The 14,128-nt window shown below is 52.7% G+C and carries 12 protein-coding genes; 7 read left to right on the plus strand and 5 right to left on the minus strand.

Annotated features, from left to right (window positions below):
• Positions 1-128: 128 nt before the first annotated feature.
• The 4 genes from clpX to bolA all read right to left on the minus strand — a co-directional run bounded on the left by clpX (position 129) and on the right by bolA (position 4,375).
• Positions 129-1,403: an ATP-dependent protease ATP-binding subunit ClpX gene (clpX, locus tag VSR74_RS07830; RefSeq protein WP_347794141.1), complete on the minus strand. Its 1,275-nt coding sequence runs from the start codon at positions 1,401-1,403 to the stop codon at positions 129-131.
• A gap of 128 nt (positions 1,404-1,531) precedes the next feature.
• Entirely contained in the window at positions 1,532-2,155 is a 624-nt protein-coding gene (gene clpP / locus VSR74_RS07835; RefSeq protein ID WP_003021624.1) for an ATP-dependent Clp endopeptidase proteolytic subunit ClpP, read from the minus strand.
• 266 nt (positions 2,156-2,421) lie between these two features.
• Positions 2,422-3,720, minus strand: a complete 1,299-nt coding sequence (gene tig / locus VSR74_RS07840; protein WP_347794142.1) for a trigger factor — start codon at positions 3,718-3,720, stop codon at positions 2,422-2,424.
• A 337-nt stretch (positions 3,721-4,057) separates the two neighbouring features.
• Entirely contained in the window at positions 4,058-4,375 is a 318-nt protein-coding gene (gene bolA / locus VSR74_RS07845; RefSeq protein WP_347794143.1) for a transcriptional regulator BolA, read from the minus strand.
• 287 nt (positions 4,376-4,662) lie between these two features.
• Here bolA and VSR74_RS07850 point away from each other — a divergent pair, with 287 nt between their 5' ends.
• The 7 genes from VSR74_RS07850 (at position 4,663) to cyoE (ending at position 12,024) form a co-directional block, all read left to right on the plus strand.
• Positions 4,663-5,241: a lipoprotein gene (locus VSR74_RS07850; protein ID WP_347794144.1), complete on the plus strand. Its 579-nt coding sequence runs from the start codon at positions 4,663-4,665 to the stop codon at positions 5,239-5,241.
• Between the two features lie 47 nt (positions 5,242-5,288).
• Positions 5,289-6,764 (plus strand): muropeptide MFS transporter AmpG, encoded by a 1,476-nt coding sequence (ampG, locus tag VSR74_RS07855; protein WP_347794145.1) that lies wholly within the window; start codon positions 5,289-5,291, stop codon positions 6,762-6,764.
• Between the two features lie 469 nt (positions 6,765-7,233).
• A complete protein-coding gene (gene cyoA / locus VSR74_RS07860; protein ID WP_347794146.1) occupies positions 7,234-8,181 on the plus strand; it encodes a cytochrome o ubiquinol oxidase subunit II in 948 nt (315 codons plus the stop codon).
• Between the two features lie 19 nt (positions 8,182-8,200).
• The gene (cyoB, locus tag VSR74_RS07865) at positions 8,201-10,192 is read left to right on the plus strand and encodes a cytochrome o ubiquinol oxidase subunit I (protein ID WP_015965575.1); all 1,992 of its coding nucleotides are present in this window, start codon (positions 8,201-8,203) and stop codon (positions 10,190-10,192) included.
• A complete protein-coding gene (locus VSR74_RS07870; RefSeq protein ID WP_108474837.1) occupies positions 10,182-10,793 on the plus strand; it encodes a cytochrome o ubiquinol oxidase subunit III in 612 nt (203 codons plus the stop codon). The genes cyoB and VSR74_RS07870 overlap by 11 nt, the downstream gene beginning before the upstream one ends.
• Positions 10,793-11,122, plus strand: a complete 330-nt coding sequence (locus tag VSR74_RS07875) for a cytochrome o ubiquinol oxidase subunit IV (protein WP_015965577.1) — start codon at positions 10,793-10,795, stop codon at positions 11,120-11,122. The genes VSR74_RS07870 and VSR74_RS07875 overlap by 1 nt, the downstream gene beginning before the upstream one ends.
• A gap of 11 nt (positions 11,123-11,133) precedes the next feature.
• On the plus strand, positions 11,134-12,024 hold the full coding sequence (gene cyoE, locus VSR74_RS07880; protein ID WP_149462128.1) for a heme o synthase: 891 nt from the start codon (positions 11,134-11,136) through the stop codon (positions 12,022-12,024).
• 374 nt (positions 12,025-12,398) lie between these two features.
• Here the strand turns inward: cyoE and tcp are convergent, their stop codons facing one another.
• On the minus strand, positions 12,399-14,054 hold the full coding sequence (tcp, locus tag VSR74_RS07885; RefSeq protein ID WP_347794147.1) for a methyl-accepting chemotaxis citrate transducer: 1,656 nt from the start codon (positions 14,052-14,054) through the stop codon (positions 12,399-12,401).
• Between the last annotated feature and the right edge of the window lie 74 nt (positions 14,055-14,128).

Raw genomic sequence — 14,128 nt, forward strand, 5'->3', positions numbered from 1 at the left:
ATGTCATCATTAACATGTATGTCAGTATATGGGGATGTATTCCACACATTCAACGGCATGTTTACGGAAAAATAAAAGGGGAGATAAAATCCCCCCTTTTTGATTAACTGATTGTATGAATTGGCGAATTATTCACCAGATGCTTGCTGCGCTTCCGGCTTGCCGTAAATCAGCAGCGGCTTGCTCTGGCCGCCAATCACTGACTCATCGATAACCACTTTTTCGACGTCTTCCATGGAAGGCAGATCGTACATGGTATCGAGCAGCGCAGCTTCGACGATAGAGCGCAGACCACGCGCACCGGTTTTACGAATCATCGCTTTCTTGGCAATCGCGTCCAGCGCTTCATCGCGGAACTCCAGATCGACACCTTCCAGATTGAACAGCGCCTGATACTGTTTAGTCAGGGCGTTTTTCGGCTCTTTCAGGATCTGAATCAGCGCGTCTTCGCTCAGTTCATTCAGCGTCGCAACCACCGGCAGACGACCAATAAATTCCGGGATCAGACCAAACTTGATCAAATCTTCCGGTTCAACCTGCGTCAGCAGTTCACCTTCGCTGGCTTTATCAGTTTTCGATTTCACGGTCGCGCCGAAGCCGATGCCGGAACCGGTTTCTACACGGTTAGCGATAACTTTATCGAGGCCCGCAAACGCGCCGCCGCAGATAAACAGAATCCTGGAGGTATCAACCTGCAAGAACTCCTGCTGCGGATGTTTGCGCCCGCCCTGCGGCGGAACGGCAGCTACAGTGCCTTCAATCAGTTTCAGCAGAGCCTGCTGTACGCCTTCGCCCGACACGTCACGGGTGATGGACGGGTTATCAGATTTGCGTGAAATCTTGTCGATTTCATCGATGTAGACAATGCCGCGCTGGGCTTTCTGGACATCGTAATCGCATTTCTGCAGCAGTTTCTGAATGATGTTCTCAACGTCTTCACCAACGTAACCCGCTTCGGTCAACGTGGTGGCATCGGCCATGGTGAACGGAACGTCCAGCAGGCGCGCCAGCGTTTCCGCCAGCAGCGTTTTACCGGAACCGGTTGGGCCGATCAGCAGAATGTTACTTTTGCCCAGCTCAACACCGTTACTGGTATCGCCGTTGCGCAGACGTTTGTAGTGGTTATAAACCGCTACAGCCAGAACCTTTTTCGCCTGTTCCTGCCCAATGACGTAGTCATCCAGGTGATGGCGAATTTCATGTGGCGTCGGCAATGCACTACGTTCACGATGCGGCGCCACTTCTTTAATCTCTTCGCGAATGATGTCGTTACACAAATCAACACATTCGTCGCAGATATACACTGACGGCCCGGCGATCAGCTTACGCACTTCGTGCTGGCTTTTGCCGCAAAAAGAGCAATACAACAGTTTGCCCGAACCATCTTTGCGTTTATCTGTCATGAGTCAAAACCTCTTTTTAAGTTCTTTGTGCCGCATATGACGACGCAAATGCCATTCTCAAGCGCAAGCCGCTACGCAAGCGTTGTGCCGCCCATACATAGTATAGCGGCACACCCGCGCTCTGGGCATCAATTACGATGGGTCAAAATTGAGTCGACCAGGCCGTACTCTACTGCCTCAGAGGCAGAGAGGAAGCGATCGCGTTCGGTATCACGTTCGATCTGCTCAAGAGATTGACCCGTATGGTGGGCCATAAGTTCATTCATGCGCCCTTTAACTTTCAGGATTTCGCGGGCGTGGATTTCGATATCCGTCGCCTGACCCTGATAGCCACCCAGCGGCTGGTGGATCATCACGCGCGAGTTCGGCAGGCAGAAACGCTTGCCTTTCGCCCCTGCGGTCAGCAGGAAGGCGCCCATGGACGCCGCCTGGCCCATACAAATGGTGCTCACGTCCGGCTTGATGAACTGCATGGTGTCATAAATCGACATCCCGGCAGTGATGACGCCGCCTGGGGAGTTAATGTACAGGTAAATATCTTTTTCCGGGTTTTCCGCTTCCAGAAACAGCATCTGCGCCACGATCAGGTTAGCCATGTGGTCTTCCACCTGGCCGGTCAGAAAGATAACGCGCTCCTTAAGAAGACGGGAGTAGATATCAAAAGAACGTTCACCGCGTGAGGTCTGTTCGATGACCATCGGCACCAGGGCCATATGGGGTGCAAAGTTATCTCGTTCGCCACTGTATGACATTTCCGTCTCCTGGATAAAAAAATGAAACCTGCTGTACTGATTGTACCTTGTTTGCAACCTTGTGGACGGTTTACCAGCCATCGCAGCTAATACTTCCCCTTTTATGGGGACGAACCCACCCTATTTCAAGCATAACAATATTTTGCCGTTACGCTAACACCGAAACTGCGTTTTATCACGCTTACGCTGTCTATCAGTGCGATAAAAAAAACCCGCTGCCGGAAGGCAACGGGTTTTTGCTCAAACTTTAAACGCAGGAAGCGAAATTACGCCTGCTGGTTCATCAGTTCGTTGAAGGAAGTTGCTTTTTCAGACACTTTCGCTTTTTCCAGAACCGCTTCAACAGCTTGTTCTTCCAGAGCGACGCTGCGCATGTTTTCCATCAGTTCTTTGTTTTTGCTGTAGAACTCGATAACTTCTTTCGGATCTTCGTAGGCAGAGGCCATTTCTTCGATCAGCGTCGCTACGCGAGCTTCATCAGCTTTCAGTTCGTTGGTGCGAATCACTTCGCCCAGCAGCAGGCCAACGACTACGCGGCGTTTAGCCTGTTCTTCGAACAGTTCACGCGGCAGTTCCATCGCTTGTTGCTGGTTGCCACCGAAACGCTGAGCAGCCTGACGACGCAGAACGTCGATTTCGCTGTCGATCAGGGCAGCCGGAACGTCGATTTCGTTCGCTTTCACCAGGCCTTCAATCGCCTGAGATTTAACACGGTTACGTACTGCGCCTTTCAGCTCACGTTCCATGTTTTTACGTACTTCTGCACGCAGACCGTCAACGGAACCATCTTCAACGCCGAAACGTTTGATGAACTCAGCAGTCAGTTCCGGCAGTTCACGTTCTTCAACTTTTTTCAGGTTGATAACGAATTTCGCCGCTTTACCTTTCAGGTTTTCAGCGTGGTACTCTTCCGGGAAGGTAACGTCGATGGTGAACTCTTCACCCGCTTTGTGACCTTTGATACCGTCTTCGAAGCCCGGGATCATACGACCCTGGCCCATAGCCAGTACGAAATCAGTCGCTTTGCCGCCTTCGAACTCTTCGCCGTCCACAGAACCGCTGAAGTCAACGGTAACACGGTCTTCAGCATCAACTGCGCCATCTTTGTCTTTCCAGGTCGCCTGTTGTTTACGCAGGGTGTCCAGCATGCCGTCAACGTCAGTTTCGGTCACTTCAACAACCGGTTTTTCAACTTCGATTGCGTCCAGGCCTTTCAGCTCAACTTCCGGATACACTTCGAACTCAACCGCGTAGGTGAAATCTTCGCCCAGTTTGTATTCGCCCGGAACGTAGTTTGGTGCGCCAGCCGGGTTGATTTTTTCTTTGATGATCGCATCAACGAAGTTGCGGCTCATCAGGTCGCCCAGCACGTCCTGGCGAACAGAAGCGCCATAACGCTGAGCAACAACATTCATTGGTACTTTGCCCTTACGGAAGCCGTCAATGCGTACTTTTTTCGCTACGTTGACCAGCTCGCTTTTTACAGCAGTTTCGATGCTGTCAGCAGGGATAGTAATCGTTACGCGGCGGCCAAGGCCCTGAGTGGTTTCAACTGAAACTTGCATCTTGTTACCTCAAAAAAATCACAGTGCTCGGTCAACTCTGAGTTTTGCCTCGCAATACCGGGATGTTCTCTTTAAATCAGATTCACATTCCGTGTCGCCAGAATCATCCCGAAGACATTCCGAAAAATAAGACGCGCATTATAGCGGCATCACTGATATGAGTCGAGAACGGTTGTTATGCCTGGATGCGGCTTTTTTCACAATTCCCGGCTATTTTTTGTCTGAAAATGGTGAAGCACGCCCATTTTTCAGACAAAACAAAACGGCCCGCAGGCCGTTTTCTCATAATTCTGTACGCAACATACTGGAAAAGTTCCGTTCGTTGCAAATGCCTTTTCTACGCCAGGCTTCCCGCGCCGCGACAAGGCGGCGATGCGACGACAGTATCCTGTAACCCCTCCCACTCTTTACGCGTATAGGTGTGCAACGCCAGAGCGTGCACCGTGGAAGCCAGCTCCTCCGTTAAGGTGCCGTAGATCATGCGGTGACGATTAAGAAAACGTTCACCGGTGAAACGATCGCTGACCAGCACTACCTTGAAGTGACTTTCGGAACCCGCCGGTACGTTGTGGCGATAGCTCTCATCCGTCACTTCGAGGAACACAGGTTCAAACGCTGCCCTTAATTTTTCTTCGATTTGTTCACGTATCATCATGAAGTTACTCCTCCGACAACGTTGAGATGCCGTCTATCCCTTTAAATGTTAGCCGCTTTTACCGTTTCCATTACACAAAGACAACAAAAAATTAGCGTTTGTCTGATATAAACGCGCAACCCAATGAAGTTAACTGCGTTCTCTTCTTTTACACACCCTTCGCCGCTGCATAAGGCGATAAAACATACAACACGATGAAATTACATGCATTGCCTACTTCCCCTTGCCGTTGGCGATGTTATGATGGCGGGAATTTTCAGTAAACAATGCGTTTTGAGAGCCTGAACATGTTAAAAAAAATCCTCTTTCCCTTAGTAGCGCTGTTTATGTTGGCAGGATGCGCCACGCCGCCGACCACTATCGACGTGTCACCGAAAATGACGCTGCCGCAGCAGGATCCGAGCCTGATGGGCATTACCGTCAGCATCAATGGCGCCGACCAGCGTCAGGATCAGGCGCTGGCTAAAGTGACCCGCGATAACCAGCAGGTCACTCTGACGGCTTCCCGCGACCTGCGCTTCCTGTTACAAGAAGTGCTGGAAAAACAGATGACCGCGCGCGGCTATATGATTGGGCCTAATGGCGCAGTCGACCTGCAAATCATCGTCAGCAATCTGTATGCCGATGTTTCTCAGGGCAACGTCCGTTATAACATCGCCACCAAGGCTGATATCGCCATCATCGCGACCGCGAAGAATGGCAACAAGATGACCAAAAATTACCGCGCCAGCTACTCCGTAGAAGGGGCGTTCCAGGCATCGAACAAAAATATCGCCAACGCCGTTAACAGCGTACTGACCGATACCATCGCGGATATGTCTCAGGACACCAGCGTCCACGACTTTATCAAGCAAAACGCGCGTTAATCCCACTAAACTGACCCGACTCTACGTCGGGTCAGTACTATAAGAACATGCCCACTCATTATTTACGTATTTTCCAGCAACCGAAATCGGCCATTCTGCTGATTCTTGGTTTCGCCTCCGGTTTACCCCTCGCGCTGACCTCCGGGACGCTGCAGGCATGGATGACCGTAGAAAACATCGATCTGAAAACGATTGGCTTCTTCTCACTTGTCGGTCAGGCCTACGTCTTTAAGTTTCTCTGGTCGCCGGTGATGGATCGTTATACCCCGCCGTTTCTCGGCCGCCGCCGCGGCTGGTTACTGACCACCCAACTTCTGCTGTTGATTGCTATTGCGGCGATGGGCTTTCTTGAGCCCGCTTCGCAACTGCGCTGGATGGCAGCGCTGGCGGTGGTGATTGCCTTCTGTTCCGCTTCGCAGGATATCGTCTTTGACGCCTGGAAAACCGACGTATTGCCCGCGGAAGAGCGTGGCGCGGGCGCCGCCATCAGCGTGCTCGGCTACCGCCTGGGGATGCTGGTTTCCGGCGGCCTTGCGCTGTGGCTGGCCGATAAATGGCTTGGCTGGCAGGGCATGTACTGGCTGATGGCGGCACTGCTGGTGCCCTGTATTATCGCCACCCTGCTTGCACCGGAACCGAGCGATGTTATTCCGGTTCCGCGCAGCCTTGAGCAGGCCGTTGTTGCGCCGTTAAAAGATTTCTTTGGCCGTAACAATGCGTGGCTGATTCTGTTGCTGATTGTGATGTACAAACTTGGCGACGCTTTCGCCATGAGTCTGACCACCACCTTTTTGATTCGCGGCGTCGGTTTTGATGCCGGCGAAGTCGGGATGGTGAACAAAACCCTCGGCTTGTTCGCCACCATTGTCGGCGCGCTTTACGGCGGCGTGTTAATGCAGCGTTTAACGCTGTTCCGCGCGTTGCTGATATTCGGCATCCTGCAGGGGGTGTCAAACGCGGGTTACTGGCTGTTGTCAGTCACAGACAAACATCTGTACTCAATGGGCGCGGCGGTATTCTTCGAAAACCTGTGCGGCGGGATGGGGACTGCGGCGTTTGTCGCGCTGCTGATGACCCTGTGTAACAAATCGTTCTCGGCCACACAGTTCGCTTTGTTATCCGCACTTTCCGCTGTCGGCCGCGTTTACGTCGGGCCTATCGCCGGTTGGTTTGTTGAAGCACACGGCTGGCCAGCCTTCTATCTGTTTTCCGTGGTCGCAGCCGTTCCGGGAATATTGCTGCTGTTAGTCTGCCGCCGGACGCTGGAATACACCCAACAGACGGAGCAATTTATGCCACGCAGCACCTTCAGCGGCGGCTATCGGTTTGCGCTGCGCCTGTTGCTTATCGGCGCTCTGCTGTTGGGCGCATGGCTGGTCATGCTGATCATCGACGCGCTTTCGCTGGCCTCTCTTCCCTTCACCACTACGGTGCTGGAGGCCGGGGCGCTGATCGCCGTAGCAGGTATTTTAGTCGGTTGCCTCCTTGACTACCTGGCGCTACGTAAGACACATCAGATGTAATTCAGCACATTCATGGCGAGTACGTTGTAATCACTATCAGTAATTATTTCGTACTCGCAATGAACCAACTGGATAATTTGTTGATTCGTGCTTTTTAGAATTTTGGAAATTACTGGAATCAATAAAAAGCGCTTTATTTCATTAACCGATTCAGCAGCGTCTTATTATTTTCCTTTTACTGATTTGTCGCCAATTTGATGATTAATTGTTAATTATTTGTATATTATTGACAATGGTTATACCAATTGACATTTCATATCCTCCTTTTATCCCTCCTTCGTTATAACACGCGCCAAATGGGCAATCTGCCTGAAAAATAGACACAATTGCCAACATATGTGACATCAACGGCAGAACCTGGTAACACATAACTGACAGAGAGCTATTCGCATTTACAGTAATGTAACTTTCCCGTAAAATACCCACACGCTTTAAGCGCCACCAACCCCCGTGGAATTGAGGTCGTTACATGAGACTCAGGAAATACAATAAAAGTTTGGGATGGTTGTCATTAATCGCAGGCACCGTTTTACTCAGTGGCTGTGATTCTGCACTTCTTGACCCCAAAGGACAGATTGGACTGGAGCAACGTTCGCTCATACTGACGGCTTTTGGCCTGATGTTGATAGTCGTTATTCCCGCCATCTTGATGGCAGTTGGTTTTGCCTGGAAGTATCGTGCAAGTAATAAAGATGCGAAGTATAGCCCGAACTGGTCACACTCCAATAAAGTGGAAGCTGTGGTCTGGACAGTGCCTATCCTTATCATCATTTTCCTCGCCGTACTGACGTGGAAAACCACCCACGCGCTTGAACCAAGCAAACCGTTAGCCCATGACGAGAAACCAATCACCATTGAAGTGGTCTCTCTGGACTGGAAATGGTTCTTCATCTACCCGGAACAGGGCATTGCTACCGTTAACGAAATCGCCTTCCCGGCAGACGTTCCGGTACAGTTCAAAGTGACCTCGAACTCCGTGATGAACTCCTTCTTTATCCCGCGTCTGGGTAGCCAGATCTACGCGATGGCCGGTATGCAGACCAACCTGCACCTGATCGCGAATGAACCGGGTATCTACGACGGTATTTCCGCCAGCTACAGTGGCCCGGGCTTCTCCGGTATGAAGTTCAAAGCCATTGCGACGCCGGATCGTGCCACGTTCGACCAGTGGGTCGCGAAAGCGAAACAGTCTGCGAACACCATGGATGACATGGCGGCATTCGAGAAAGTGGCTGCACCGAGTGAATACAACAAGGTGGAGTACTTCTCCAGCGTGAAACCGGATTTGTTTAAGGCTATTACGGGCAAATTTATGTCTCACGACACAAACATGAACATGTCCCAACCGGCAGGCGAGCACGCAGCGCATGAAGGTATGGAAGGCATGGACATGAACCACGCCCAAGCCGCTCACTAAGGGGCCGAGGAAGAAAACGATGTTCGGAAAATTGACACTGGATGCAGTGCCGTTCCATGAACCAATTGTCATGGTAACGATAGCTGCAATTATCGTCGGGGGACTGGCGATACTGGCAGCCATCACTTACTTCGGTAAGTGGAGCTACCTATGGAAAGAGTGGCTGACCTCGGTTGACCACAAACGCCTTGGTATTATGTATGTCATCGTCGCTATCGTCATGCTGCTGCGTGGCTTTGCCGACGCCATCATGATGCGTAGCCAGCAGGCGCTGGCTTCCGCGGGCGAGGCGGGCTTCCTGCCACCGCACCACTACGATCAGATCTTCACCGCACACGGTGTTATCATGATCTTCTTCGTGGCAATGCCATTCGTTATCGGTCTGATGAACCTCGTGGTTCCACTGCAGATCGGCGCGCGTGACGTTGCGTATCCGTTCCTGAACAACCTGAGCTTCTGGTTCACGGTTGTCGGTGTGATTCTGGTTAACCTCTCTCTGGGCGTCGGTGAGTTCGCGCAGACCGGTTGGCTGGCGTATCCGCCGCTGTCGGGAATTGAGTACAGCCCTGGGGTCGGGGTCGATTACTGGATATGGGCGTTGCAGCTCTCCGGTGTCGGTACGACGCTGACGGGTATCAACTTCTTCGTCACTATTATCAAGATGCGTGCGCCGGGCATGACCATGTTCAAGATGCCGGTATTTACCTGGGCATCACTGTGCGCCAACATCCTGATTATCGCTTCCTTCCCAATTCTGACGGTTACCGTCGCGTTGCTGACCCTGGATCGCTATCTGGGCACCCATTTCTTCACCAATGATATGGGCGGCAACATGATGATGTACATCAACCTGATTTGGGCCTGGGGCCACCCGGAAGTGTACATCCTGGTTCTGCCGGTGTTCGGTGTCTTCTCCGAAATCGCGGCGACCTTCTCGCGTAAACGCCTGTTTGGCTACACCTCACTGGTGTGGGCGACCGTGTGTATTACCATCCTGTCGTTCATCGTTTGGCTGCACCACTTCTTTACAATGGGTGCCGGTGCGAACGTAAACGCCTTCTTCGGTATTACCACGATGATTATCGCCATCCCGACCGGGGTGAAGATCTTCAACTGGCTGTTCACCATGTACCAGGGCCGTATCGTATTCCACTCCGCGATGCTGTGGACTATCGGCTTTATCGTCACCTTCTCTGTCGGTGGTATGACCGGCGTACTGCTGGCGGTACCGGGCGCAGACTTCGTTCTGCACAACAGTCTGTTCCTGATTGCGCACTTCCATAACGTCATCATCGGCGGCGTGGTCTTTGGGTGCTTCGCAGGCCTGACCTACTGGTGGCCGAAAGCCTTTGGTTTCACGCTGAACGAAACCTGGGGTAAACGCGCATTCTGGCTGTGGATCATCGGCTTCTTCGTGGCGTTCATGCCGCTGTACGTGCTGGGCTTCATGGGTATGACCCGTCGCCTCAGCCAGCAGATTGACCCGCAGTTCCACACCATGCTGGTTGTTGCAGCCTGTGGTGCGGCGCTGATTGCACTGGGTATCCTGTGCCAGTTGATTCAGTTCTACGTCTCTATTCGCGACCGCGATCAGAACCGTGACCTGACCGGTGACCCATGGGGTGGCCGCACGCTGGAGTGGGCAACCTCTTCCCCACCGCCGTTCTATAACTTTGCCATTGTGCCGCAGATCCATGAACGCGATGCATTCTGGGAAATGAAAGAGAAAGGTGAAGCGTACAAACAGCCGACACAGTATGAAGAAATTCATATGCCGAAAAACAGCGGTGCGGGTATCGTCATCGCCGCCTTCGCGACTATCTTCGGTTTTGCCATGATCTGGCATATCTGGTGGATGGCGATTGTTGGCTTCGCAGGCATTGTCATTAGCTGGATTGTGAAAAGCTTCGACGAGGACGTGGATTACTACGTGCCGGTCGCTGAAGTCGAAAAACTGGAAAACCAGCATTTCGATGAGATTTCTAAGGCAGGGCTGAAAAATGGCAACTGATACTCTGGCGCATAACGCCCACGCGCACGAACATGGGCACCACGATGCAGGGCCGAATAAGGTATTCGGTTTCTGGATCTACCTGATGAGCGACTGTATTTTGTTCGCCTGTCTGTTCGCCACCTACGCGGTGCTGGTTAACGGCACTGCGGGCGGCCCGACCGGTAAGGACATCTTCGAACTGCCGTTCGTGCTGGTAGAAACGTTCCTGCTGTTGTTCAGCTCCATTACCTATGGCATGGCGGCTATCGCCATGTACAAAAACAACAAGAGCCAGGTCGTTTCCTGGCTCGCCCTGACCTTCCTCTTCGGGGCAGGGTTCATCGGGATGGAAATCTATGAGTTCCATCACCTGATTGCTGAAGGTATGGGCCCGGATCGCAGTGGCTTCCTGTCCGCGTTCTTCGCGCTGGTAGGTACCCACGGTCTGCACGTCACCTCCGGTCTTATCTGGATGGCTGTGCTGATGATTCAGGTTTCCCGTCGCGGGCTGACCAGCACTAACCGCACCCGTATCATGTGCCTGAGTCTGTTCTGGCACTTCCTGGACGTAGTGTGGATCTGTGTGTTCTCTGTAGTTTATCTGATGGGGGCGATGTAATGAGTCATTCTACCGATCACAATGGCGCATCCCACGGCAGCGTGAAGTCCTATATGACGGGCTTCATCCTGTCCATCATCCTGACGGTTATCCCGTTCTGGATGGTGATGACAGGTTCAGCGTCGCCAGCGGTGATTCTGGGAACCATTCTGGTAACAGCGGTAGTGCAGATTCTGGTGCACCTGGTGTACTTCCTGCACATGAACTCGAAGTCTGACGAAGGCTGGAACCTGACTGCGTTTGTCTTCACCGTGATCATCATTGCCATCGTGGTTGTAGGCTCCATCTGGATTATGTGGAACCTGAACTACAACATGATGGTTCACTAAGAGCGGCGAGTATGATGTTTAAGCAATACCTGCAAGTAACGAAACCAGGCATCATTTTTGGCAACCTGATCTCCGTGATCGGCGGTTTCCTGCTGGCCTCCAAGGGCAGCATCGATTACCCGCTGTTTGTCGCGACGCTGATTGGCGTGTCTCTGGTGGTCGCCTCGGGTTGTGTTTTCAACAACTACATCGATCGTGACATCGACCGTAAGATGGAACGAACGAAAAACCGAGTGCTGGTCAAAGGACTGATGGCGCCTAAAACGTCGCTGGTCTACGCCACCTTGCTGGGTATTGCTGGCTTCATGCTGCTGTGGTTCGGCGCGAACCCGCTGGCCTGCTGGCTGGGCGTGATGGGGTTTGTGGTTTATGTCGGCGTTTACAGCCTGTACATGAAACGCCACTCCGTCTACGGCACGCTGATTGGCTCTCTCTCCGGCGCTGCGCCGCCGGTGATTGGCTACTGCGCGGTATCCGGTACCTTCGACAGTGGCGCGCTGATCCTGCTGGCCATTTTCAGCCTGTGGCAGATGCCCCACTCCTACGCCATCGCGATTTTCCGCTTCAAGGATTATCAGGCGGCAAACATTCCGGTTCTGCCGGTGGTGAAAGGCATTTCAGTAGCGAAGAACCACATCACGCTGTACATCGTGGCGTTTGCTATCGCCACCCTGATGCTGACCCTTGGCGGCTATGCTGGTTATAAATACCTGATTGTCGCTGCGGCGGTAAGCGTATGGTGGCTCGGCATGGCGCTGCGCGGTTATAAAGTGGAAGATGATAAAGTCTGGGCGCGTAAGCTCTTTGGCTTCTCTATCATCGCCATCACCGCGCTCTCTGTGATGATGTCTATCGACTTTATGGTGCCAAATTCCCAGAGCCTGCTGACTTACGTCTGGTAAGGTTTGAAGAATGTGCAAAACCCGTTCTGGCGCTGAGAGAGCCCCACAAACTCAGCGTCAATAAACCCAAAACGGGTAGCGTAAATACTCGCGGAGAATGTCTCTGGATATTCTCCGCTCATATCCCCCTCCCCTGCCTCCCAAAACCCACGCATTCGCTTTTATCGCCCCTGTCGCTCTGCGCTATCAGTACTCTGCGGATGTGACATTTCACAACCCCGCAAAACATCTGCCATAAAAAAACGAACGGGCATGGAAATAGCGATCTCCCTGAGTTGTTAGCACAACCAGCAGGTCACTACTTCCATGCCCGTTCTGTTTTCTCGCGACATTACCGGGAATGTCGCGAGGGGTTTATCACCTTAACTCAGAGATTAAAACGTTTCCCAGTTCGCATCGTCCATGGGCTGCTGTTTTAGCAATGCAGGCTGCGGGCGGAGCTTTTCCTGCACCGACGCCACGCGACGCCCTTCAGCCTGCTGGAGCTGGAACACCGCCACTGCATGGCGTAGCTCGCTTGCCTGATCTTCCAGCGCTGCAGCAGCAGAAGCAGACTCCTCCACCAGCGAGGCATTCTGCTGCGTCACGCTGTCCATCTCGGATACCGCCTGCGCTACCTGCTCGATCCCTTTGCTTTGCTCTTCAGAAGCGGAAGCAATTTCGCCCATGATGTCGGTGACGCGAGTGACCGCCGAAACGATCTCTTTCATGGTTGTACCCGCCTCACGAACCTGGCTTGAGCCGGTATCAATACGCGACACCGAGTTCTCAATCAGCACTTTAATCTCTTTTGCGGCCTGCGCGCTGCGACTTGCCAGCGTTCTCACCTCACCTGCCACCACGGCAAAACCACGGCCCTGTTCACCTGCACGGGCAGCCTCTACCGCGGCGTTAAGCGCCAGAATGTTGGTCTGGAAGGCAATGCTGTCGATGACGCTGGTGATATCGACTATTTTGCCGGAGCTTTCGGCAATCTCGTTCATGGTGTTGACCACGCTCTCCACCACACGTCCGCCTTTCTGCGCAGTTTCGGAGGCATTTTTCGCAAGGCCGGTCGCCTGACGCGCGTTATCGGTATTCTGCTTCACCGTCGCGGTAAGCTGCTCCATGCTGGCCGCCGTTTCTTCCAGCGCAGCCGCCTGCTGCTCAGTACGGGAAGAAAGGTCGCTGCTGCCTGCGGAAATTTCGCTGGCGCCAGCGTAAATGGAGTCGGAATTGTCGCGCACAACCGTAACGGTCTTCGCCAGCGACTGCTGCATGGATTTGAGCCCGGCAGACAGACGGCTCATTTCGCTGCGCCCTTCGGCTTCAATCGTGCGGGTTAAATCGCCTTCAGAGATGGCCTGAATATGCCCCATCACTGATTTCAGCGGCCATAGCAGCACACGCTGCAAACCCAGCCAGATAGCGATAAGCGCCACGATAACAATCAGCAAAATGGTGCCCAGCGTCCAGAGCATCCCCGTATAGCTGCTTTGGTTCTGCTCGCTGGCGGCCTTCAACAGCAGGGTGTTCTGGGCCAGCCACTGGCTGTATACGGCTTTGAAATCGTCCTGCGCCTGCTGGGCATCAAGATTACCGTAGGCCTGGTAGTTATCGGCCTTGAGGAACTGAATAGACTTTTCCATGACGTCATACATCTGCTTAAAGCTGGCGGCCGCTTTGTCGTCAATGACTTTGTCCTGACCCGGTACGTCATCGGAGTTCATGTAGTTGCTGAACTGCTTTTGCGCATCGGCCAACTGTATGCTGGCATTACCCAATAGCGTGTTCATGACTTCCAGCGAAGCCGGGTCGAGCTGATTTTTTAAAATACGAATTGCAACGCGGTTAATAGTGACCCGGGTTTCAACCAGCGTCTGGAAGCTGCCGCCGAGCTGCTGTTGCTGGTAGTTCAGCAGACCGGTATTCCTGAAGTTAAGGCGATCGCTGCTGACGGAGGAGTAGAACAGTGCACCGGTCACCAGCAACAACACGCTGAAGATCCCGAGTGTTGTCACGATGCCGGTAATAACTTTGATATTTTTCATAGCGCCGAACGTTCCTGAGGTAGTGGCCAATATAAGATACATCGGTTCAACACAGATTAACCTGACCACCCTGG

The organism is Pseudocitrobacter cyperus, from assembly GCF_039889165.1.
Lineage (GTDB): Bacteria > Pseudomonadota > Gammaproteobacteria > Enterobacterales > Enterobacteriaceae > Pseudocitrobacter > Pseudocitrobacter cyperus.